This window comes from Flavimobilis sp. BM9 (assembly GCF_058313055.1).
The window spans coordinates 136,011-156,765 of sequence record NZ_JBZEMO010000005.1; the positions used below are offsets into that span (position 1 = coordinate 136,011).

The following is a 20,755-nucleotide window of genomic DNA, read 5'->3' on the forward strand; positions in this document are numbered from 1 at the left end:
CCCGGCGCGCCCGCTACCGGCGCACCGACCGGGTCACGGTGAACTTGGGGTTCTGCCCCGCGTGCGTCGTCGGGCCGACGACGCGCCCCAGCTCGCCGCGGTACCGCAGGGGCGTGTTGTAGACCGTCCACAGCACCCCGCCCGGGCGCAGGACGCGCGCGGCCGCGCGGAACATCGCCGAGGCGATGTCCGTGCTGAGCGCGGCCCCGGCGTGGAACGGCGGGTTGCACACGACGACGTCGACGCTCGCGTCCGGGACCGATGCCGCGACGTCGTCGCGCAGTACGTCGACCCGGTCGCCGACGCCGTTCGCGCGCGCCGTGAGCCCCGCCGAGGCGACCGCGGCGGCAGACCGGTCGGTCGCCGTCACGCGGGCCGACGGCACCGCACGCGCGACGGCCGCCGCGAGCAGCCCCGTGCCGCAGCCCAGGTCGAGGGCCGTACCGCCCGCGGGCAGGTCCGCCGCGACGTCGTCGAGGAACGTCAGCAGGAAGCGCGTGCCGATGTCGAGGCTCGTCCCCGCGAACGCGGCGCCGTGCGCGACGACGTGCAGGCCGACGTCACCGTGGTGCACCGACCTCGGGAACGGGACCGCGCCCGCGGGCGCCGAGCGAGGGGAGCGCGCGACGAGCGCGCGCGACTTGCCGTGCGCGAGCGTCGCGCGCACGTCGTCGAACCGGGTCGCGAGCACGTCGTTCATGCTGCGGCTCATGTGCTTGAGGCGGCCCGTCGCAAGGAACGTGACGTCCGGCGCGGCGTGGTCGGCGACGAGCGCCGCCGTCTCGGCGAGCGCGTCGAGCGCGCGGGGGAGCCGCGCGAGCACGAGGCGTGCGCCAGCGACGACCGACGGCGTGAGCACGGGCTCGACCCGCAGCTCGGGCGCGAGGCGGGGGATGTCCGCGCCGTCGACCCGCGCGGCGTTCGCGAGGATCGCGCGCTCGCTCGTGACCGCGTCCGTGTGCACGCGCACGCCCCGCGCGCCGAGCGCGATCGCGCCGAGCGCGAGCGCCCCGTACGCGTCGTCGAGCACGACGACCTCGCCCGGCCCGGATGCCGCGATCAGCGGGGCGGCCTCCGCGAGGAGGAGACGGTCGGCGGCGTCGACCGCGACCAGGTCGCCCTCGACGTCGGGCCAGCGGCGCAGGCCGTCCAGGACGGCGTCGACGGCGGGCGGCAGGACGAGCGGCATGGTTCCGATTCTCCCGCACTCCGGACGGCCCGGGCGCGGGACCGCCGGGCAGCCGCCGAGCGGCTAGCGTGGGCGCATGAAGTTTGCCGAGCACGTCAGCGAGCTGGTCGGGAACACCCCTCTCGTCCGGCTGAACACCGTCACCGCGGGCCTGTCCGCGACCATCCTCGCCAAGGTCGAGTACCTCAACCCCGGCGGCTCCATCAAGGACCGCATCGCGCTGCGCATCATCGAGGCCGCGGAAGCGTCAGGAGAGCTGCAGCCGGGCGGCACGATCGTCGAGCCGACGAGCGGCAACACGGGCGTCGGCCTCGCGATGGTCGCGCAGCGCAAGGGCTACCGCTGCGTGTTCGTGTGCCCGGACAAGGTGAGCCAGGACAAGCGCGACGTGCTCGCCGCGTACGGTGCCGAGGTCGTCGTCACCCCGACGTCCGTCGCGCCCGACGACCCGAGCTCCTACTACTCGGTCTCCGACCGGATCGTCCGCGAGACGCCGGGCGCGTGGAAGCCCGACCAGTACTCCAACCTCAACGGACCGGCGTCGCACTACGCGACGACGGGGCCCGAGATCTGGGCGGACACCGACGGGAAAGTCACCCACCTCGTCGCTGGCGTCGGCACCGGCGGGACGATCACGGGCACGGGCCGCTTCCTGCGCGAGGCGTCCGCCAGCCGCGCTCCCGAGGCCGGCGGTGAGGTCCAGATCGTCGGCGCGGACCCCGAAGGTTCCGTGTACTCGGGCGGGACCGGCCGGCCGTACCTCGTCGAGGGCGTCGGCGAGGACTTCTGGCCGAAGGCCTACGACCCGGCCGTCCCGCACGAGATCATCGCCGTCTCCGACGCCGACTCGTTCGCGATGACCCGGCGCCTCGCGCTCGAGGAGGCGCTCCTCGTCGGGGGCTCGTGCGGGATGGCCGTCGAGGCCGCGCTGCGTCTCGCCCGCCGCCTCGAGGACGAGGACCCGGAGGCCGCGAAGCGGGCCGTGATCGTCGTGCTGCTGCCCGACTCGGGGCGCGGGTACATGTCGAAGATCTTCTCCGACACGTGGATGCGCTCGTACGGGTTCCTCGACGCGGGTGAGGGCGTCACCGCCGGCGACGTGCTGCGCGGCAAGGCGGGCGACCTGCCCGCGCTCGTGCACACGCACCCGACCGAGACGGTGCGCGACGCGATCGAGATCCTGCGCGAGTTCGGCGTCTCGCAGATGCCGGTCGTGCTCGCGGAGCCGCCCGTCGTCATCGGTGAGGTCGCAGGCTCGGTGAGCGAGCGCGACCTGCTCGACGCGGTGTTCTCCGGGCGGGCGCAGCTGACCGACACCGTCGGTGCGCACATGGCCCCGGCCCTGCCGAAGATCGGCTCGGGCGAGCCGCTCGAGGCGGTCCGGGCGGCGCTCCACGACGCGGACGCGCTCATGGTGGTCGACGACGGACACCCCGTGGGCGTGCTCACGCGGCACGACCTGCTGGGATATCTCGCAGGCTGAGCCGCGCGTCGTCTCACGTGCTGGCGCGACACGCCCTTCCTGGGCCCGTGTCAGTGCGTCCGCGTAGCCTCGGATACGTGAACGCACACTGGGACGACGCAGGTTTCTCCACCAAGGCCATCCACGCCGGCCAGGACCCGGACGCGACGACGGGCGCCGTCGTCCCTCCGATCTACCAGGTCTCGACGTACAAGCAGGACGGGGTCGGCGGCCTGCGCGGGGGATATGAGTACTCCCGTTCCGGCAACCCGACGCGCACCGCGCTCGAGACCGCGCTCGCCGCGGTCGAGGGTGGGGAGCGCGCGTTCGCGTTCTCGTCCGGCCTCGCCGGCGAGGACGTCCTCCTGCGCGCGCTCACCCGGCCGGGCGGTCACGTCGTCATGCCCGACGACGCGTACGGCGGCACCTACCGTCTCGTCGCGCGCGTGCACGGCGCGTGGGACGTCAGCCACACCCCGGTCAACACGTCCGACCCGCAGGCCGTCGCCGCGGCGATCCGCCCCGGGCAGACGACCGTCGTGTGGGTCGAGACGCCGTCCAACCCGCTCCTCGGCGTCACCGACATCGCCGCGGTCGCCAAGGTCGCTCACGATGCCGGCGCGGTGCTGGTCGTCGACAACACCTTCGCGTCGCCCGCGCTGCAGCAGCCGCTCGCGCTCGGCGCCGACGCGGTCGTGCACTCGACGACGAAGTACGTCGGCGGGCACTCTGACGTCGTCGGCGGCGCCGTGGTCGTCGGGGCGGGCGTCGAGCTCCCGGGTGGTGTCGCCGGCCCGACGGGCACGACCAGCCTTGCGGACGCCGTCGGCTTCCTGCAGAACGCGGCGGGCGCCGTCGCGGGCCCGTTCGACGCGTGGCTCACGCTGCGCGGCCTCAAGACGCTCGCGGTGCGCATGGAGCGCCACAGCTCGAACGCTCTCGCCGTCGCACGGTTCCTCGAGACGCACAGCGCGGTCACGGAGGTCCTGTACCCGGGCCTCGAGTCCCACCCGGGGCACGAGGTCGCCGCCCGTCAGATGCGCGCGTTCGGCGGGATGGTGTCCTTCCGCACGGGCTCGCTCGACTCGGCGCTCGCGCTCGTCGACCGCACGCGCGTGTTCACGCTCGCGGAGTCGCTCGGGGGCGTCGAGTCGCTCATCGAGCACCCCGGCCGCATGACGCACGCGTCGGTCGTCGGGTCGGCGCTCGAGGTCCCGGAGGACCTCGTGCGGCTGTCCGTCGGTATCGAGGACCTCGACGACCTGATCGCTGACCTGACCGAGGCGCTCGGGTGACGGCCCAGGAGAGCTGCCCTGTCGACGTCCCGACCGTCCATGCAGCCGGCGGTGGGGCCCACGTCGAGCCGGGCACCACCGAGACGGGTGCGAGCGGGGCGGGAGCGACCGCCGACGCCCCCGCGCGTGGCGCGCACCGGGTGGCGCTGACCTACTGCACGCAGTGCCGGTGGCTCGCGCGGGCAGCATGGATGGCGCAAGAGCTCCTGACGACGTTCCCCGAGGGCACCGAGGTTGCGCTCGTCCCCGGCCGCGGTGGTGTCTTCCAGGTGCGGGTCGACGACGTCCTCGTCTGGGACCGGCGCACCGGCGGCGGCTTCCCCGAGATCACGACGCTCAAGCGGCTCGTCCGCGACGTCGTGGCCCCGGGCCAGCCCCTCGGGCACAGCGAGCGGTCGCGCGAGACGGTGGGGCAGGCATGAAGCCCCGCGTGACGGTCGTGACGCTCGGCGTCGCGGACGTACAGCGCGCCCGGCGCTTCTACGTCGTCGGTCTCGGCTGGCCGGTGCGCTTCGAGGCCGAGGCCATCGTCATGCTCGACGTCGAGCCAGGGCTCGTGCTCTCGCTGTGGGACCTCGACGCGATGCGTGAGGAGATCGGCGAGGTCGGCGAGCCAGGGCTCGCCCCGATGACGCTCGCACACAACCTCAAGGAACCGGCTGACGTCGACGCGGCGATCGCGGGGGCGGTCGCCGCGGGCGGGCGTCTCGTCTCGGCGGGAGTGCGCCGCGAGTGGGGCGGATACTCCGGCTACGTCGCGGACCCCGACGGCTACCGCTGGGAGATCGCGGTCAACCCTGAGTGGCCCGAGCTCGTGCCCGACAACGACTGAGCCGGGCGCGCGTCGCAGGCGCGCCCGGCTCAGGGCATCCAGGGGTGGGGCGTCGTGCGCGCAGGCGCGAGGTCTCAGGAACGAGGCGCCTTGCGTGCCGCCTTCTTCGCGGCCTCAGCGTCACGCGCCTTGATCCGCTCCTCCTCGCGGCGCACCTCCGCCTGCGTCTCGCGCTCACGCTGGAGCCACGTCGGGTTCGACTCGCGCAGCTCGGTGATCTGCTCGGTCGTGAGCGGCTCGGTCACGCCGCCACGGGCGAGGCCCGCGATCGAGACGCCGAGGCGCGCAGCGACGACGGGGCGCGGGTGCGGCCCCTCGCGGCGCAGGTCGGCGAGCCACTGCGGCGGGTCCGCCTGAAGCGCGTCGAGCTCTTCGCGGGTGATGAGGCGCTGCTGGAAGTCCTCCGGGGTCGCGGGGAGGTACACGCCCAGCTTCTTCGCCGCGGTGGCGGCCTTCATCGACTGCGGGCTCTTGCGTGAGGTCATGGCGACCATCCTATCGGCGTCCGCAGCGGCCGCGTGGTGCCGCAGGACCGACCGGTAGCCTTGGCAGGTGAACGAGACCCCCCACGAGACCGCGCCGACCGAGCCCGAGGCGTCCGCCGCCCCGCAGGCGTTCCGGCTCGGCTTCGCGCCAGGCGTCACCCCCGCGAAGTGGGTGCGCACGTGGCGCGACCGGCTCACGGTCCCGCTCGAGCTCGTGCCGATCGGCACGCTCGACGCCGGTGCGAGCGTGCGCGACGGTGCGGTCCACGCCGCTCTGGTGCGACGGCCCGTCGTGCGGACCGGCCGCCCAGGCACAGCGGAGGCCCGCACGAAGGTCCTGCACGCGATCCCGCTGTACGACGAGGTTCCGGTCGTCGTCGTGGGCAAGGAGCACCTCCTGTCGCTCGCCGACGAGGTGACGATCGTCGACCTCGCCGACGAGCTCGTGCTGCACCCGCTCGACGACGTGCTCGACTGGGCTGGCGTCGGTGACGACGCCGCTCCCGCCGACCGTGGGACGCCGCCCGGGCTGCCCGCGCTCGAGCGTCCCGACGACGCCGCGGCCGCGATCGCGCTCGTCGCCGCCGGGGTGGGCGTCGTCGTCGTACCGATGTCCGTCGCGCGGCTGCACCATCGCAAGGACGTCGTGCACGTGCCCTACGCGGGCGGTCCGACGTCGGGCGTGAGCCTCGTGTGGCCCGTCGACGGTGCCCACGAGCTCGCCGAAGAGCTTGTCGGGATCGTGCGCGGCCGCTCGGTCAACAGCTCGCGCGGCGCCGCAGCGACCGACACGCAGCAGGCGGCGCCCGGGAGCGACCGCCAGGCCGCGCCGCTCACGCGCGCCGAGAAGGAGCGCCGCGCCAAGGCCGCGGCGACCCGCAAGGCCGAGGACCACAAGGCCGCGCGCATCCGCAAGGTGGCCGAGCGCAACGAGGCTGCGCGCGCGAAGGCCATGGGCAAGAAGGCCGCGAAGGCCAAGAAGCCCGGCAAGCTCAGCAAGGGTGGCGGCAAGGGCCGCAAGCGCTGACCCGCGTCCCGTCCCGGCGGCGCGAGGCAGGTGGTGCCGCGCGAGGCAGCTCCGCCAGGACGGCGCGAGGTAGTCGCGCCCGGACGGCGTGAGGTGGCTTCCACGGGAGGTAGGGCTTCCCGCGCGAGGTAGGGGCTTGCAGGGCCCTACCTCGCGTGCAGCCCGCTACCTCGCGTGCAGCCCCTGTCGGCAAGTGGCGGCTAGAGGCGGATCTCCTCGAGGTACTCCGCGATGCGGCCGATCGCTTCCTCGAGCATCTTCACGTCCGGGAGTGCGACGAGGCGGAAGTGGTCCGGCTCGAACCAGTTGAACCCGGTGCCGTGCGTCACGAGGATGTGCTTCGACTGCAGCAGGTCGAGCGCGAACGCCTCGTCGTCCTTGATGTCGTACGCCTCGGGCTCGAGCTTCGGAAAGCAGTACAGCGCGCCGCGAGGCTTCACCGACGTGACCCCGGGGATCTCGTTGAGCAGCTTGTCCGCGAGCATCGCTTGATCGTAGAAGCGCCCGCCGGGGACGATGAGCTCGTTGATCGACTGGTAGCCGCCGAGCGCCGTCTGGATGGCGTGCTGCGCCGGGACGTTCGCGCACATGCGCATGTTCGCCATGAGAGTCAGGCCCTCGATGAAGTCCGTCGCGAGGTGCTTGGGCCCCGAGATCATGAGCCAGCCGGAGCGGTAGCCGCACACCCGGTACGCCTTCGACAGGCCGGAGAACGTCAGGCACAGCACGTCGTCGCCCGCGTACTTGGCGGTGTGGTGGTGCTGCGCGCCGTCGTACAGGATCTTCTCGTAGATCTCGTCGGAGAAGATCACGAGGTCGTGGCGCCGCGCGATGTCGACGATGCCCTTGACCGTCTCCTCCGAGTAGACCGCGCCGGTCGGGTTGTTCGGGTTGATCAGCACGAGCCCGTACGTGTTCTCGGTGATCTTGGACTCGATGTCCTCGAGGTCCGGGTTCCAGCCGTTCGACTCGTCGCACCGGTAGTGCACCGGGGTGCCGCCCGTGAGCGTCACCGCACCGGTCCACAACGGGTAGTCGGGAGCGGGGACGAGGATCTCGTTGCCGTCGTCGACGAACGCCTGGAGCGTCATCGTGATGAGCTCGGAGACGCCGTTGCCGATGAACACGTCCTCGACGTGCGTGTCCGTCAGACCCTCGGCCTGGTAGTACTGCGCGACGGCGGTGCGCGCCGAGTAGATGCCGCGCGAGTCCGAGTAGCCCTGCGCCTCAGGAAGATGATGGATGACGTCCGCTGCGATGGTTGCGGGTGCCTCGAAGCCGAACGGCGCCGGGTTGCCGATGTTCAGCTTGAGGATCTTGTGGCCGAGCGCCTCGAGGCGCTGCGCCTCGACGAGGATCGGGCCTCGGACGTCGTACCGGACGTTCTTGAGCTTCCTGCTCTGTGTGATGGAGCGCATGTTCCATTCTGGCACTTCCGAGCAAGGCCATTCCCGGGGCGTCCGTGCTGGCCGCCCCGGGAGCGTGCAGGTCAGCCGCAGCGCACACCTGTCGCGTGGACGGGGCAGTACCCGTTCGGCACCTTGTGCAGGTACTGCTGGTGCTGCTCCTCGGCGTAGTAGAACGGCCCTGCCTCGGCGGCGGGGCGCAGCTCGGTCGTGATGTCCGAGAAGCCGCGCTCGCGGAGCCTCTCCTGGAAGACGGCGTGGGTGCGGCGCACGACCTCCTCCTGCTCCGGCGTCGTCCAGTAGACCGCGGAGCGGTACTGCGTGCCGACGTCGTTGCCCTGGCGGTAGCCCTGCGTCGGGTCGTGGTTCTCCCAGAACGTCCGCAGGACGTCCTCGTCGCTCACGACGGCCGGGTCGTACGCGACGAGCACGGTCTCGGTGTGGCCCGTGAGAGACGTGCACGTCTCCTCGTACGTGGGGAACCGCGTGTAGCCGCCCTGGTAGCCCGCGGCCGTCGTCACGACGCCGGGCAGCTCCCAGAACAGCTTCTCCGCGCCCCAGAAGCACCCGAGGGCGAGATAGAGGACGCGCGTGCCGTCGGGCCACGGGCCCTGCAGCGCGGTCCCGAGCACGGCGTGCGTCTCGGGGACCGGGTAGGCGGACGCGTCCCGCCCGGCGAGCGCGCGCTCGCGGCTGACCATCGTGGATCTCGCTGACGAACCGAACAGACCTTCGAGCATGACGACCTCCCTCGCTCGCTGCGCACGCGCGGCGGTGGCAGCACCGGTCAGAACGCGGCGACGCGCGCAGATGTTCCCGCCTGTCAGGAGGCGGTGCGGCCCGTAGGCTGGTCGGGTGCGCCCGAGCGGCGGAGCACCCGGCGGGAGGTCAAGTGAGCGCGAACGGCAGCGGGACGACGGACGAGGTCACGGACGGCGGCGCGACCGTCGACGCGGCCGTGGTCGGGCGGCACGACCGGCCGACGGCGGCAGGAGCGGAGTTCCGGGCCGCCGACAGCATCCCTCCGGTGATCCAGAGCGCCGCCGCGTGGACGTGGCGCCTGCTCGTCGTCGGGCTCGGGGTCGCGGCCGCGATCTGGCTCGTCAAGACGTTCAGCCCGCTCCTGATCCCTATCGCGGTCGCCCTCCTGTTCACGGTGCTGCTCGCCCCGCTAGTCAAGACGCTCCAGGTCCACCTGAGGTTCCCGCGCGCCCTGGCCGCGGCGGTCGGTGTGATCGGCCTGATCGCCGTCATCTTCGGTCTCGTGTTCATCGCCGGGCGCTCGATCGTCACAGGCTTCGCGAACCTGTCGACCCAGGCGTCCGAAGGGCTCAACCAGGCGATCGACTGGCTGTCGACGGGACCGCTCGAGCTGGACGTGCAGCGCCTCGACGAGGCGATCGAGACGGCGACGACGACGATCGAGGACAATCTCGGGACGATCCTCGCGGGTGCCGCGAGCGTCACCGCGACGGTCACGGGTGTCCTGACGGGCACCGTCATCGCGCTGTTCTGCACGTTCTTCTTCCTGCTCGACGGCCGCACGATCTGGACGTGGGTGGTGGGCCTCCTGCCGCGCCAGGCGCGTCAGCAGGTGCACCAGGCGGGCCGTCGAGGTCTGGTCACGCTCGCGGCCTACACGCGGACCCAGATACTCGTGGCCGCGGTCGATGCGACAGGCATCGGCGTCGGCGCCGCGATCCTCGGGCTGCCGCTCGCGCTCCCGCTCGGCATCCTCGTGTTCGTCGGTTCGTTCATCCCGTTCGTCGGTGCGCTCGTCACAGGGGCGATGGCAGTCCTCGTCGCGCTCGTCGTCAAGGGCTGGGTGACGGCGGTGATCATGCTCGTGATCGTGCTCGCGGTCCAGCAGATCGAGGGCAACGTGCTCCAGCCGTTCCTCATGGGCCATGCGGTCGCCCTGCACCCGGTGGCTGTCCTGCTCGTCGTGACGGGCGGGACCATGTACGCGGGGATCGTCGGCGCGCTGTTCGCCGTCCCGGTCGCGGCGGTGCTCAACACGGTGCTGCTGTTCTTCCACGGGCACGACAAGTTCCCCGACCTCGGTATCGACGACCGCCTGACTGTGAGACCCACGGCCGAGGCGGAGCTGCGCGCGCGTGCCCGCGCCCTGCGCCGCGGCACGGACGACGGCCCGGACTACTCCGCGGCTGACGAGGGTGACGCTGAGTCGGCGTCGCGCAAGGGCGAGCGGTGACGGGCGCTCCCGTGGTCACGCGCGAGTCGATCCTCGACGCCGCGCGGATGCTCGAGGGTGTCGTGGTGCGCACCCCCGTCGAGACGAGCCGCGTCCTGAGCGAGCTCACGGGGCAGCGCGTCCTGCTCAAGTGCGAGAACCTCCAGCGCGCCGGGTCGTTCAAGGTGCGTGGCGCGTACGTGCGGATGGCGCGGCTGAGCGAGGAGGAGCGCCGCCACGGCGTCGTCGCGGCGAGCGCCGGCAACCATGCGCAGGGCGTCGCGGTCGCAGCGCGGAACCTCGGCATCCACGCGGTCGTCTACATGCCGACTGACGCTTCCTTGCCGAAGGTCGCGGCGACGCGCGAGTACGGCGCGGAGGTGCGGCTCGTCGGTTCGAGCGTCGACGACGCGCTCGCGGCTGCGCACCAGCACGCCCGGGCGACGGGCGCGGTGCTCATCCACCCGTTCGACCACCCGGACATCGTCGCGGGGCAGGCGACGATCGCGTGCGAGATCCTCGAGCAGGTGCCCGACGTCGCGACGGTCCTCGTCCCCGTCGGCGGGGGAGGGCTCGCGGCCGGTCTCGTCGCCGCCTTCGGCTACCTCGCACCGCACGTCCGGGTCGTCGGCGTGCAGGCGGAGCGCATGGCGTCGTACCCCGGCTCGCTGCGCGGCGGCGCACCTGCTGCGGTCGAGCCGCGCTCGACGATGGCGGACGGCATCGCGGTCGGCATGCCCGGGCAGGTCCCGTTCGACGTGATCGCGCACGGCAACGCAGAGATCCGCACCGTCTCCGAGGAGCATCTCTCGCGCGGGCTGCTGCTCGTCGCGGAGCGCGCCAAGCTGCTGGTCGAGCCTGCAGGGGCGGCGGGCGTCGCCGCACTGATCGCGGAGCCGGGCTCGGTCGAGGGTCCGGTCGTCTGCGTCCTCTCCGGGGGGAACATCGACCCGGTCGTCCTGCTGCGGGTCGTCCGGCACGGTCTCGCGTCGGCGGGCCGCTACCTCCAGGTGCGCGTGCTGCTGACCGACCGCCCGGGTGCGCTCGCGAACCTCATGCTCGACCTCGCCGAGGTCGGCGGGAACGTCATGCACGTCGAGCACGTCCGCACGGGACCGCACCTCGCGATCGACGAGGTCGAGGTGGTTGCGCAGGTCGAGACGAAGGGGCACGAGCACTGCGCCGAGCTGCTGGACCACCTGCGTCGTCAGGGCTACGTGCTGCCCGACGAACGCTGACTCTCGAGCGCACGAGGGCCCCGGTCACCTCGCGGTGACCGGGGCCCTCGTCGTTCGTCTGCGTCAGCCCTGGAACGGCTTGGCGCTCTTGATGACGACCGTGATCTCGGCGCCGTTGGGCGCGTTGTACGAGACCGTGTCACCGACGGCGCGGCCGTTGATCGCGGCGCCGAGCGGGGACTTGTCCGAGTACACGGCGATGTCGGTCGTGCCAGCGATCTCGCGCGAGCCGAGGAGGAACTCGATGTCGTCACCCGCGACCTCGGCGAGGACGAGCATGCCCGGCTCGACGACGCCGTCGTCCGGCGGGGTGCCGATCTGGGCGTTCTCGAGCTTCGCCTTGAGCTCGCGGATGCGCGCCTCCTGCTTCGCCTGCTCCTCGCGGGCGGCGTGGTAGCCGGAGTTCTCCTTCAGGTCGCCCTCGTCGCGCGCCTGGGCGATCCTCGTCGCGATCTCGGTGCGGCCAGGACCGGTGAGGTGCTCGTACTCGGCCTTCAGCCGGTCGTAGGCCTCCTGGGTCAGCCACGTGGCGGCGGTGGTCTCGGCCACGATCGCTCCTTCCGTCAGTAAAGAAGTAGGCGCACGGTCAGTCACCGTGCGCCAGATGTGCTGCCCCATCTATTTCGCGCAGGCGCGCGAGATCGAGGACAGCGGTCGAAACACTCAGCATAGCCGGTGCTTCGTGTCTGGCGCGAGACTCGCGCCCGCGCGAGGGCGCTAGCGCGCGGTGCAGCTCTCGACCATGCCGGTCGTCGCGAGCTCTGACGTGCGCACCTCGACGGTGAAGGTCTCGCGCTCGGAGGTGCCCGGGCCGATCGTCACGTCACGGAAGCCGACCTGGCCGTACGCCGTGTTGAGCGCGACGAGACGGCAGTCGAGCGTCAGGTCGGCGTCCTTGGTGACGTTGAAGGTCACGGTCACGACCTCGGGGCCCTGGACGGCGAAGCCGACGTCCTGCGTCGTGAACTTCTCGCTCGCGACCATGCTCCAGCCGCTCCATGCTGCGGCGAACGTGCCGACGACGCCGACCGTCCACAGGGCGGCGACGCGCAGGCGGCGCGCACGCGCGTCAGGAGCGACGGTGCCGTAACGCTCGGCGAGCGCTGCGGGAGCCGGATCTGTCGACGGGCCGCTGGGCGAGGTCTCGGACATAGAATCATTGTCTCTCACCTCGAAGGGAAGTGGCTTATGTCCTCGACTCCGTTGCGCCTGCTGGCGGTGCACGCGCACCCCGACGACGAGTCGAGCAAGGGCGCGGCGACGATGGCCCGCTACGCGGCCGAGGGGGTCGAGGTCCTCGTAGTCTCGTGCACCGGAGGCGAGCGTGGCTCGATCCTCAACCCGAGCTGCACGCTCGCGCCGTCGACGATCGACGAGATGGCTGCGATCCGGCGCGTCGAGATGGCTGCGGCCGCCGAGGCGCTCGGCGTCCAGCACCGCTGGCTCGGGTTCGTCGACTCGGGCCTGCCCGAGGGCGACCCGCTCCCGCCGCTCCCCGAGGGGTGCTTCGCGCTCGTCCCGCTCGAGGAGGCGTCCGCGCCGCTCGTCGAGATCGTCCGCGACTTCCGTCCGCACGTCATGACGACGTACGACCCGTCCGGCGGCTACCCGCACCCTGACCACGTCATGTGCCACCGGGTCGCCTTCGAGGCATACCACGCGGCAGGCGACGCCGAGCGCTACCGCGGCCACGGTGAGCCGTGGGCCCCGTCGAAGCTGTACTACAACCACGACTTCTCGATGAAGCGGATCCGCACGGTCCACGAGGCCATGGCCGACGCGGGCCTCGAGTCGCCGTTCGGCGAGTGGGTCGAGACGCGGGCGGCGCGCGAGATCGTCGAGCGTCAGGCGACGACCGCGGTGCACTGCGCCGACTACTTCGACCGCCGGGACCGCGCGCTCATCGCGCACGAGACCCAGATCGACCCGGACGGGTTCTTCTTCGGCACGCCACGCGACCTCGAGGCCGAGGTCTGGCCTGTCGAGGAGTTCGAGCTCGCCCACTCGCGCGTGCCCACCGCGCTCCCCGAGGACGACCTGTTCGCCGGGATCCGTCACGAGGAGATCGCATGACCGTCCAGCTCGCCCCGCACCCGTCGGCGCTCACGTTCGAGACCGTCAGCCCGAGCCCGTCGCCGACCGACGTGCTGCGCGGTGACCTCAACGAGTACGACGTGACGCCAGGCCTGATCGGCTTCCTCGCGATCTTCTTCATCGCGGTCGTGTGCATCCTCGGCTGGTTCTCGATGAACCGCCGCGTGCGCCGGCTGCGCTTCGAGGAGCGCGCCGAGGCGGCGCGCGAGCCGCGCGACGTCACGGTCGCCGAGGCAGCGGCCGAGGGCCCCGGGGCCGCTGAGCCGGCCGGTGACCACAGTCCGACGCCGGGCCGCGCCGACGGCTGATCGTGCGCGTCTCGCTCGCGCAGGTCGCCGCGGTCGCTGACGCGGACGCGTGCCGTGCGCTCGCGCGCGCGGCGGTCGAGCGCGGGGCCGACGACGGCGCGGACCTCGTCGTGCTGCCCGAGTACGCGTCGTACTTCGATCCGCGGGGCGTGGACGCGGGGGCGGCCGAGCCCGTGGACGGGCCGTTCGTCACCGAGATGCGTGAGGCCGCGCGACGCCACGACGTCGCCGTCGCGGCAGGCGTCACCCTGGAGGGTGACGGCCGAGGGCGCGCGAGCAACGGCGTCGTGCTCGTCGACGCTCAGGGCGAGTTGCGGGGCGTGTACCGCAAGGTCCACCTGTACGACGCGTACGGCGAGCGCGAGTCCGAGCGGTTCGCCCCCGGGCCGTTCGACATGCCCCCGACGATGACCGTCGGTGACGGGACCGTCGGCGTCATGACCTGCTACGACCTGAGGTTCCCCGAGTCGGCGCGGCGCGCGGTCGACGCCGGGGCTGACGTCCTGCTGTGCCCGGCGGCGTGGGCTACGGGGCCGGGCAAGATCGAGCAGTGGACCGTGCTCGCGCAGGCGCGTGCGATCGAGAGCACGGCGTTCGTCGTCGCGGTCGGGATGGCGGGGCGCGGCGTGTGCGGGAGCAGCACCGCGGTGGGCCCGGACGGGACTGTCCGGGCACGGCTGGGTCTCGAGCCTGGTCAGGTGACGGTCGACCTCGACCACGCGGACGTCGTGCGCACGCGTGAGCGCAACCCGTCGCTCGCGAACCGTCGGTTCGCCGTCGTGCCGCGTGAGGGTGCGGGAGGCTGAGCGCAGCTCAGGACGCTCGGGGGAGGGGCAGGCAGGTCAGAGCGTGTTGAGCGCGACGACGACTGCCGCGAAGTGGCACCAGAACCCGACCACGGTGCCCGCGTGGAACAGCTCGTGGAACCCGAACCAGCGCGGCACCGGGTTGGGCCGCTTGGTCGCGTACATGACCGCGCCCACCGTGTAGGCGAGCCCGCCGAGGGCGACGAGCCACACGACGTCCTGGAAGCCCAGCCCCCAGAAGGTCGGCATGTAGCCGACCGCGACCCAGCCGAGCGCGATGTACACCGGCGTGTAGATCCACCGGGGTGCGCCGAGCCAGATCATCCGCGCGGTGATGCCGAGCGCTGCGCCGCTCCAGACGATCAGGAGGAGGATCGTGGCCGCGCGCGTGTCGAGCATGAGCACGGCGAGCGGGGTGTAGCTGCCCGCGATGATCAGGAAGATGTTCGCGTGGTCCGCCCGGCGCAGCGCGGCCTTGACGGAGGGCCGCCAGTTCCCGAGGTGGTAGACGGCGCTCGTGCCGAACAGCAGGGCCGCGGTGATCGCGAAGACCAGGGACGCGACGCGCGGGGCGGTCGGCGGCGCTGAGACCGTCAGGAGGATGCCCGCGACGACCACGAGCGGGAAGTTGATCGCGTGGATCCAGCCGCGCAGGCGCGGCTTGACCGCGTCGACGGGACCGGGGAGGTCGTCTGCGGGGCCTACGGGGTGTGCGGTCGCGTCGGTCGGGCTCGTGTCCTGCGCCATGGCGTCAGACTAACCTACGGTCCCGTAGGTTACGTGTCGGGTGTTGTGAGAGTTTGGCGGACGGGCCTGTGGGGTCCGGTCTGAGGCGCACCGCCGTCCGGTACCGTGATCCTCGTCGCGCCGCGGGCCCCTGCGGGCGGCACCACCTCCGGCACCATGAGCGAGGACCAGTGCGGTTACCCCAGCAGCTCTACGGGCTCTACGAGCGTCAGCTCATGCGGTCGTTGCCGCACGAGGCGCTGCCCCGCCACATCGGCGTCATCCTGGACGGCAACCGCCGCTGGGCGCGCACCTTCGGCGAGTCCACCGCGACCGGTCACCAGCGCGGCGCCGAGAAGATCACCGAGTTCCTCGGCTGGAGCGAGGAGATCGGCACCGAGGTCGTCACGCTCTGGATGCTCTCGCCGGACAACCTCAGGCGAGACCCGGAGGAGCTCGAGGCGCTCCTCGGGATCATCGTGTCAGCGGTCGAGGGCCTCGCGGCGTGCGGCCGCTGGCGGCTGCGCATCATGGGCCGGCTCGACCTGCTTCCCGACGCCGTCGCCACGACGCTGCGCGACGCGGAGGCCAGCACGGAGGGCAACACGGGGCTGCACGTCAACGTTGCGATCGGCTACGGCGGCCGCCACGAGATCGCCGACGCCGTACGCGACTACCTGCGCGACCGCGCGCAGGCGGGGCTCACGATCGCCGAGGTCGCCGACGTCGTCGACGTCGAGGACATCGCCGCGCACCTCTATACGCGCGGACAGCCCGACCCTGACCTCGTCATCCGCACCTCCGGGGAGCAGCGGCTCTCCGGGTTCCTCCTGTGGCAGTCCGCGCACTCGGAGTACTACTTCTGCGAGGCGTACTGGCCGAGCTTTCGACGCGTCGACTTCCTGCGTGCCCTGCGCTCCTACGTCACGCGCGACCGCCGGCTCGGTCGCTGAACCTCACGGCGCCACGACGAACGCCCCGCGCGCGCCGCGCTCGGCGTCCGACATGACGTGCGTGACGAACGGGTAGGTGCCAGCCTCGGGAAGCTCGAGCTCCACGAACCCGCCCTGCGCGACGGTGAGACCGAGCGCTTGCGCGCCGCCCTGCTCGGCGCCGCCAGGGCGCAGGCGGTACGCGCCCTCGTGGAACACCGTGTCGAACTGCCCGCCCACGACGTGGAACGACGAGCCCACGTTCGGCCCCGCCGCGAGGACCCACACGCGCACACGGTCGCCAGCACGGACCTCGACCGGGTCGTGCAGGTAGCCGTCGGCGTACCCGTTGAAGACGACCAGGTCGGGGTGGCCTGAACCGACCCGCTCGGCATCGACCTCGCCGCCCTGCGGGCCGAGGTACATCTCCGACTGCACGAGCACGAGCTCGTGGTCGACGGGCGCGAGGTCGGGCGGGTCGATGACGACCGCGCCCATCATCCCGTTCGCGATGTGCGCGCTCATCGGCGCCGTCGAGCAGTGGTACATCCAGATGCCCGAGCGGGTGGCCGTGAAGCGGTAGGTGAGCGTCTCGCCCGGGGCGATCGTCCGCATCGGCTCGTCCGGGGCGAGCGCACCCGCGTGGAAGTCGATCGAGTGACCGATGCTCCCGTCGTTGACGAGCGTGATCTCGAACCGGTCCCCGACCTTCCCGCGGATGACAGGCCCGGGCGCCGACCCGCCGAAGGTCCACAGGGTCTGCGTGACCCCGGGCGCGACCTCGGTGAGCTGGTCCGTCACCTCGAGCGTGATCCGGTGCACCTTCTCGTCCGTCGCGGGCGCGACGCGCGGGTCGCGGGCCTCGAACCCCGGCGCGGGAGCGCGGGACAGGTCGACGTCGGCGGCGGCGCTCGCGGCCGGCTGCCCGGTCCCCGCGGTCGCGTGGCCCGGGTGGCCACCGACCGTCGCGGTGGGCACGCCGGTCGGGACGATCGTCAGGCGCATGCCCGACTGCTTGTGCCCGACGATCGTGCACCAGCCCTCGATGGTCCGGTCGACGACGCCCACGTCGAGCGTGACCGTCTCGCCGACCCCGATGCGCCCCGAGTGGTGGCCCGTGTCGAGCGCGAGGTCGTGGACCGTCGTCGTGTCGGTGTTGGTGATCGTCAGGACGAGGTGGTCACCCACGGGCACGGTGATCTGCGAAGGGATGAACGTCATGTCGCGCGTCGAGATCGCGACGGTCGTCGTCCGTCCCGTCGGCGTCACGCGAGCCGGCTCCGCATCGGTGGCGGCGGCCGACGTCGCCGGACGCACCGGCGGGTCGAGCGCCGTCGCGCCGGCGACGACGAGGAGCAGGACGCTCACACCTGCGACGAGGGCGCCCGTCGGGCGGCGGAGGGGAGCGGGCTCCGCTGCGCGCGGCAGGTCGCCGCCCGCGGCGACGACCCGGCGGGCGCGCCGGTGGTCGCGCAGCGCGAGCCCGAGCACGGGCAGGAACGAGGCGAGCGCGACGAGCGCAGCGATGCTCGCGAGCGCGGCGAGCGCGCTGCTGCCTGGCAGGACGAACAGCAGCAGCCCGCCGTTCGCCACGACCACCCGCACGACGGCGCCGCTCTCGAACCGCGCCGCGGTCGCCCGGACGGTCGCCGGGCCGCCGCCGAGGACGACCGGCACGAGATAGGTGAGCGCACCGAGGACGAGCTGTGCGGCGAACCCGCCGACGAGCGGCGCGACGAGGGCGCCGACACGCGTCGAGACGGCCTCCCACGTGGGGCTCACGAGCAGCAGCACGACGAGCGTGGCGAGCGAGCCGACGAGCCACGTCGTCGCTGCGGCGGTGGACCATGTCGCGAACGACGACGGTCGTCGTCGGCGGGCGCTCGCGACCATCGGCACGAGCGACACGACGACCCCGCCCACGTAGACGAGCACCCCCGCCGCGGCCACGGGCCGCACGCCGACGAGAGCGCCACCGACTCCGACGGCGAGCCCCGCGAGCATGAGCGCGAGCGTGCGCCCAGCGGCGCGGGGCGCTGCAGGGGCCATCGCGGTGCGCAGCATCGTCGGCCACAGCGTGACGAGAGTGCCGAGGACCGTGAGCCCCACGAAACCGAGCAGGTTCAGTCCGGCGTGCGCGAGGACGAGGCGCACGTGCCAGCCTGTCGCGGCGCCGCCGCGCGCGAGCAGCACACCGAGCGCCGCGCCGAGCGGCAGGAGCGCGCCCGCGGCGACGTAGAAGCGCACGCACACGAGGAACCGGGGCGCGAGCGCGCTGCGGGACTGGAGCCACAGCGTCACGGCGTGCGCGGCGACGGCGAGGCCCACGAGGACGGCGCCGACGAGGGTCGCGGTCCAGCGGCTCGTCACCATCCCGGTCACGGTCGTGACGACGCCGACGTTGAGCACCACGAGGCGGGCAGCCTGCCAGCGCCGCGACGCGGGCGTGACGCGGCGTCGCAGGAGGGCGTCGGCGAAGTGCGCGCTCCACACGCAGACGGCGTTCGTGACGGCGCCGAGCAGCGTCATGTGCACGAGGAGCCACGTGGAGGCCGGGATCTCGCGGTGCGCGACCGCGACGACGACGGTCGCGGCGAGCCAGGCGACGACGGGCGCGTTCGCCCCGAGGTGCCACGTCGACCGTGCCGAGAGCGGGCGGGGGGACGGGGTCGCGGTCATCTCAGGGCGTCCTCGGTGGCGGTGGAGGCGGGCGCGGGTGACGCGGCGCCCTCGGTCGGTCCGGCGGGTGCCGGGGGCGCCGCGGGGGCGCGGGTGCGTCCGCGCACGCCCGCCGCGACCATGGTGACGACGAGCAGGAGCACGGCGACGACGTTGCCGACGCCGCCGACCTGCACGATCGTCGCCAGGCCGTGGGCGTCACCGACCGCGACGCGCACGAGGAGCGTCGCGTGCAGCACGACGACGGGGACGTACATCGCCGGGTGGTAGGGGAGCCGGACGCGCAGCACGGCCGGCAGGATGACGGGTGCGTGCGCCATGATCATCGAGATCGTGAACCCGAGGAAGACGCTGTGCAGCACGGCGTCGTACCCGGGCCCGCTCGACTGCCGGCCGGCGAGGAGCCACACGAGACCGGCCGTCGCGAGCCACGCGTACGCGGCGAGCAGGCTCCAGGCCATGTACCGCGGGAGTCCGGTGCTGCGGACGGTCCGGCGGGCGACGTCGTGCACCGCGAGCCAGCCGCACAGCGCGAGGAGTGCCGCGCCGAGGAGCGGGTAGCCGGCCGTCGGCCAGAGCGTCGTCGCGACGCACGCGCCCGCGATCGCCAGGCACAGCGCGAGCACGCTGCTCTCGGCGCGCGCGCCGAGCATCGCGACGCGCGCGAGCTCGAGCCGCTCGCCTGCGATCGTCGTGACGACGAACGCCGCGAGCCAGGGCACGACGTCGGGCATCGCGGCACCGCCCCACCACTGCAGCGCCGCGCCGAGAGCGAGGACGGCGCCGAGCAGCTGGACGACGACGGAGTCGTCGCGCGTGCGGCGCCACAGCGGTACGTAGAGCGCGACGAGCGCGCCTGTGCCGGCGACGAGCAGCCCTTGCCCGGCGGCGAGCGGGAGGGGGCTCAGCAGCGCGACGCCGCCGAGGCCGAGAAGGACCGGAGCGAGGAAGCCCCAGGCGCGACGCAGCGCGACCGCGCGCTCGAGCGCGATCACCGTGCCGACGAAGCCGAGCGTCATGAGCATGCCGTGCACGAGTGGCAGCCGGGCGGTCGTGACCGGGGCGGGGAGGCCGAGGAGGAGCAGCCCTGCGTCGAGCCCGGCGAGGAGGGCGAGCCCCGCGGGGAGCAGGAAGACGGCGCGGCGGGTCATGCGGGCGCGCCGTCCTCGGCCGGCGTGCTGGCGGCGAGGGCGTTCTCGGCGTCGAGGAACGGGTCGCCTGCGAGGAGGAGCCGGCACGCGCCCTTCTCCGCGAAGGGGACGAGCGTGGTGCCCGCGGTCGGGGCTCCGAGCGCCTCGAGCGCGCCGCGGGCGAGCCCGAGATGGACGGCGCACACGACGTCGGGGTGGCGGTACGCGGCCTCGAGGAGCGGGCAGCGCCGCAGTGCGACGTCGCTCGCGTCCTCGTCGGTCGACGGCGCGAAGCCCAGGTCGTCGAGGAGGCGCACGACGGCGCGGCGGGCATGGGTAGCGTCGTCGACCGCGTCGGGGCCTTGCGGCTCGGGCGGCTGTGCAGCGTCGCGTGGGGCGGGAGCGTCGGGGGTGAGGCCTGCGTCGCTGGCCTCCTGGGGGCGGCGGGTGCGGACGAGCTCGGCGCCCCAGCGGCGCCCTGCCATGATCGCGTCGCCCGACGGGTCCGTGCTCGTGCGTGTGATCGTGTCGGCGAGCACGGCTGCGAGCGATGCGTACTCGACCGCGCCGTCGCTGAGGCCGGGCTGCGGGACGGCGGTCGCGTAGAGCCAGGCGGGTCGGCCGCGGCCCTGGGCGGGCGCGCGGCGGCGCTCGGCGAGCCGTGCGTCGACGAGGGTGTCGAGGTGCTCACGGACGGTGTTCGTGTGCTGGCCGAGGACTGCCGCGATCGCGGCGACGGTGCACGGCTCGGGCTGGGCGGACAGGACGTCGAGCACCTGCATCCGGGCCTTGGAGAGCCGGGCGGTGGGCGGGAGCTGGGGGGTCGGCGACGGTCCGTAGCCGGGGCGCGGGGGCGCGGGGAAGCCCTGTCTATTTTCCACGGATAAAACTGTACTAATATTGCGAGCTCGAGGGAAGCGCGGCGAGCGCGCCCACCCTGCCCCACGACGGA

21 protein-coding genes are annotated in these 20,755 nt (G+C 73.0%); 11 read left to right on the forward strand and 10 right to left on the reverse strand.

Going from position 1 to position 20,755, the window contains the following annotated elements:
- Positions 1-13: 13 nt before the first annotated feature.
- Positions 14-1,189 (reverse strand): class I SAM-dependent methyltransferase, encoded by a 1,176-nt coding sequence (locus AC4F3Q_RS10220; protein ID WP_491039870.1) that lies wholly within the window; start codon positions 1,187-1,189, stop codon positions 14-16.
- A 76-nt stretch (positions 1,190-1,265) separates the two neighbouring features.
- Between AC4F3Q_RS10220 and AC4F3Q_RS10225 the strand changes: the two genes are divergently transcribed.
- The 4 genes from AC4F3Q_RS10225 to AC4F3Q_RS10240 all read left to right on the forward strand — a co-directional run bounded on the left by AC4F3Q_RS10225 (position 1,266) and on the right by AC4F3Q_RS10240 (position 4,778).
- Positions 1,266-2,672, forward strand: coding sequence for a cystathionine beta-synthase (locus AC4F3Q_RS10225; protein WP_491039871.1), 1,407 nt, complete (start codon positions 1,266-1,268; stop codon positions 2,670-2,672).
- A 77-nt stretch (positions 2,673-2,749) separates the two neighbouring features.
- The gene (locus tag AC4F3Q_RS10230; protein WP_168447738.1) at positions 2,750-3,946 is read left to right on the forward strand and encodes a cystathionine gamma-synthase; all 1,197 of its coding nucleotides are present in this window, start codon (positions 2,750-2,752) and stop codon (positions 3,944-3,946) included.
- Positions 3,943-4,368: an Rdx family protein gene (locus tag AC4F3Q_RS10235; protein ID WP_491039872.1), complete on the forward strand. Its 426-nt coding sequence runs from the start codon at positions 3,943-3,945 to the stop codon at positions 4,366-4,368. The genes AC4F3Q_RS10230 and AC4F3Q_RS10235 overlap by 4 nt, the downstream gene beginning before the upstream one ends.
- A complete protein-coding gene (locus tag AC4F3Q_RS10240) occupies positions 4,365-4,778 on the forward strand; it encodes a VOC family protein (RefSeq protein WP_491039873.1) in 414 nt (137 codons plus the stop codon). The genes AC4F3Q_RS10235 and AC4F3Q_RS10240 overlap by 4 nt, the downstream gene beginning before the upstream one ends.
- Positions 4,779-4,852: 74 nt before the next feature.
- Here AC4F3Q_RS10240 and AC4F3Q_RS10245 read toward each other — a convergent pair whose 3' ends face one another.
- The gene (locus AC4F3Q_RS10245) at positions 4,853-5,263 is read right to left on the reverse strand and encodes a DUF5997 family protein (protein ID WP_491039874.1); all 411 of its coding nucleotides are present in this window, start codon (positions 5,261-5,263) and stop codon (positions 4,853-4,855) included.
- Between the two features lie 67 nt (positions 5,264-5,330).
- On the opposite strand from AC4F3Q_RS10245, the gene AC4F3Q_RS10250 reads away from it, so the two are divergent.
- Complete coding sequence (locus tag AC4F3Q_RS10250) at positions 5,331-6,290, forward strand: LysR substrate-binding domain-containing protein (RefSeq protein ID WP_491039875.1); 960 nt, start codon at positions 5,331-5,333, stop codon at positions 6,288-6,290.
- Between the two features lie 200 nt (positions 6,291-6,490).
- On the opposite strand, the gene AC4F3Q_RS10255 is transcribed toward AC4F3Q_RS10250, so the two are convergent.
- Together AC4F3Q_RS10255 and msrA are read right to left on the reverse strand one after the other, a co-directional pair.
- Positions 6,491-7,708 carry a pyridoxal phosphate-dependent aminotransferase gene (locus AC4F3Q_RS10255; protein WP_491039876.1) on the reverse strand — a complete coding sequence of 406 codons (1,218 nt, stop codon included), beginning with the start codon at positions 7,706-7,708 and terminating at the stop codon, positions 6,491-6,493.
- A gap of 71 nt (positions 7,709-7,779) precedes the next feature.
- The gene (gene msrA, locus AC4F3Q_RS10260) at positions 7,780-8,436 is read right to left on the reverse strand and encodes a peptide-methionine (S)-S-oxide reductase MsrA (RefSeq protein ID WP_491039877.1); all 657 of its coding nucleotides are present in this window, start codon (positions 8,434-8,436) and stop codon (positions 7,780-7,782) included.
- Positions 8,437-8,588: 152 nt separating this feature from the next.
- Here msrA and AC4F3Q_RS10265 point away from each other — a divergent pair, with 152 nt between their 5' ends.
- Positions 8,589-9,911: an AI-2E family transporter gene (locus tag AC4F3Q_RS10265; protein ID WP_491039878.1), complete on the forward strand. Its 1,323-nt coding sequence runs from the start codon at positions 8,589-8,591 to the stop codon at positions 9,909-9,911.
- A 47-nt stretch (positions 9,912-9,958) separates the two neighbouring features.
- Positions 9,959-11,128, forward strand: coding sequence for a threonine ammonia-lyase (gene ilvA, locus AC4F3Q_RS10270; protein ID WP_491040035.1), 1,170 nt, complete (start codon positions 9,959-9,961; stop codon positions 11,126-11,128).
- Between the two features lie 63 nt (positions 11,129-11,191).
- Here the strand turns inward: ilvA and greA are convergent, their stop codons facing one another.
- Both greA and AC4F3Q_RS10280 read right to left on the reverse strand, forming a co-directional pair.
- On the reverse strand, positions 11,192-11,677 hold the full coding sequence (greA, locus tag AC4F3Q_RS10275; protein WP_168447742.1) for a transcription elongation factor GreA: 486 nt from the start codon (positions 11,675-11,677) through the stop codon (positions 11,192-11,194).
- Between the two features lie 168 nt (positions 11,678-11,845).
- Positions 11,846-12,280 carry a DUF4307 domain-containing protein gene (locus tag AC4F3Q_RS10280; protein WP_491039879.1) on the reverse strand — a complete coding sequence of 145 codons (435 nt, stop codon included), beginning with the start codon at positions 12,278-12,280 and terminating at the stop codon, positions 11,846-11,848.
- Between the two features lie 36 nt (positions 12,281-12,316).
- Between AC4F3Q_RS10280 and mca the strand changes: the two genes are divergently transcribed.
- Genes mca through AC4F3Q_RS10295 form a run of 3 tightly spaced genes read left to right on the forward strand, consistent with a single transcriptional unit; the run spans position 12,317 to position 14,336 of the window.
- Positions 12,317-13,201: a mycothiol conjugate amidase Mca gene (mca, locus tag AC4F3Q_RS10285; RefSeq protein ID WP_491039880.1), complete on the forward strand. Its 885-nt coding sequence runs from the start codon at positions 12,317-12,319 to the stop codon at positions 13,199-13,201.
- Positions 13,198-13,530, forward strand: a complete 333-nt coding sequence (locus AC4F3Q_RS10290) for a hypothetical protein (protein WP_491039881.1) — start codon at positions 13,198-13,200, stop codon at positions 13,528-13,530. The genes mca and AC4F3Q_RS10290 overlap by 4 nt, the downstream gene beginning before the upstream one ends.
- Before the next feature lie 2 nt (positions 13,531-13,532).
- Complete coding sequence (locus tag AC4F3Q_RS10295; protein WP_491039882.1) at positions 13,533-14,336, forward strand: carbon-nitrogen hydrolase family protein; 804 nt, start codon at positions 13,533-13,535, stop codon at positions 14,334-14,336.
- A gap of 36 nt (positions 14,337-14,372) precedes the next feature.
- Here AC4F3Q_RS10295 and trhA read toward each other — a convergent pair whose 3' ends face one another.
- Positions 14,373-15,083 carry a PAQR family membrane homeostasis protein TrhA gene (gene trhA, locus AC4F3Q_RS10300; protein ID WP_491039883.1) on the reverse strand — a complete coding sequence of 237 codons (711 nt, stop codon included), beginning with the start codon at positions 15,081-15,083 and terminating at the stop codon, positions 14,373-14,375.
- Positions 15,084-15,253: 170 nt separating this feature from the next.
- Here trhA and AC4F3Q_RS10305 point away from each other — a divergent pair, with 170 nt between their 5' ends.
- Positions 15,254-16,015, forward strand: coding sequence for an isoprenyl transferase (locus tag AC4F3Q_RS10305; RefSeq protein WP_491039884.1), 762 nt, complete (start codon positions 15,254-15,256; stop codon positions 16,013-16,015).
- A gap of 3 nt (positions 16,016-16,018) precedes the next feature.
- Here AC4F3Q_RS10305 and AC4F3Q_RS10310 read toward each other — a convergent pair whose 3' ends face one another.
- The 3 genes from AC4F3Q_RS10310 to AC4F3Q_RS10320 are packed head-to-tail and all read right to left on the reverse strand — an operon-like array spanning position 16,019 to position 20,684.
- Positions 16,019-18,673, reverse strand: a complete 2,655-nt coding sequence (locus tag AC4F3Q_RS10310; RefSeq protein ID WP_491039885.1) for a multicopper oxidase domain-containing protein — start codon at positions 18,671-18,673, stop codon at positions 16,019-16,021.
- A complete protein-coding gene (locus tag AC4F3Q_RS10315; RefSeq protein WP_491039886.1) occupies positions 18,670-19,824 on the reverse strand; it encodes a DUF8744 domain-containing protein in 1,155 nt (384 codons plus the stop codon). Before AC4F3Q_RS10315 ends, AC4F3Q_RS10310 begins: the two co-directional genes overlap by 4 nt.
- Positions 19,821-20,684 carry a helix-turn-helix transcriptional regulator gene (locus AC4F3Q_RS10320; RefSeq protein WP_491039887.1) on the reverse strand — a complete coding sequence of 288 codons (864 nt, stop codon included), beginning with the start codon at positions 20,682-20,684 and terminating at the stop codon, positions 19,821-19,823. Before AC4F3Q_RS10320 ends, AC4F3Q_RS10315 begins: the two co-directional genes overlap by 4 nt.
- Between the last annotated feature and the right edge of the window lie 71 nt (positions 20,685-20,755).

Excerpts from the sequence above, each read along its gene's own strand:
- AC4F3Q_RS10220 (WP_491039870.1), bottom strand. The coding sequence starts at position 1,189 with ATGCCGCTCGTCCTGCCGCCCGCCGTCGACGCCGTCCTGGACGGCCTG.
- AC4F3Q_RS10225 (WP_491039871.1), top strand. The coding sequence starts at position 1,266 with ATGAAGTTTGCCGAGCACGTCAGCGAGCTGGTCGGGAACACCCCTCTC.
- AC4F3Q_RS10240 (WP_491039873.1), top strand. The coding sequence starts at position 4,365 with ATGAAGCCCCGCGTGACGGTCGTGACGCTCGGCGTCGCGGACGTACAG.
- AC4F3Q_RS10245 (WP_491039874.1), bottom strand. The coding sequence starts at position 5,263 with ATGACCTCACGCAAGAGCCCGCAGTCGATGAAGGCCGCCACCGCGGCG.
- AC4F3Q_RS10255 (WP_491039876.1), bottom strand. The coding sequence starts at position 7,708 with ATGCGCTCCATCACACAGAGCAGGAAGCTCAAGAACGTCCGGTACGAC.
- msrA (WP_491039877.1), bottom strand. The coding sequence starts at position 8,436 with ATGCTCGAAGGTCTGTTCGGTTCGTCAGCGAGATCCACGATGGTCAGC.
- ilvA (WP_491040035.1), top strand. The coding sequence starts at position 9,959 with ATGCTCGAGGGTGTCGTGGTGCGCACCCCCGTCGAGACGAGCCGCGTC.
- AC4F3Q_RS10280 (WP_491039879.1), bottom strand. The coding sequence starts at position 12,280 with ATGTCCGAGACCTCGCCCAGCGGCCCGTCGACAGATCCGGCTCCCGCA.
- mca (WP_491039880.1), top strand. The coding sequence starts at position 12,317 with ATGTCCTCGACTCCGTTGCGCCTGCTGGCGGTGCACGCGCACCCCGAC.
- AC4F3Q_RS10290 (WP_491039881.1), top strand. The coding sequence starts at position 13,198 with ATGACCGTCCAGCTCGCCCCGCACCCGTCGGCGCTCACGTTCGAGACC.
- trhA (WP_491039883.1), bottom strand. The coding sequence starts at position 15,083 with ATGGCGCAGGACACGAGCCCGACCGACGCGACCGCACACCCCGTAGGC.
- AC4F3Q_RS10310 (WP_491039885.1), bottom strand. The coding sequence starts at position 18,673 with ATGACCGCGACCCCGTCCCCCCGCCCGCTCTCGGCACGGTCGACGTGG.
- AC4F3Q_RS10315 (WP_491039886.1), bottom strand. The coding sequence starts at position 19,824 with ATGACCCGCCGCGCCGTCTTCCTGCTCCCCGCGGGGCTCGCCCTCCTC.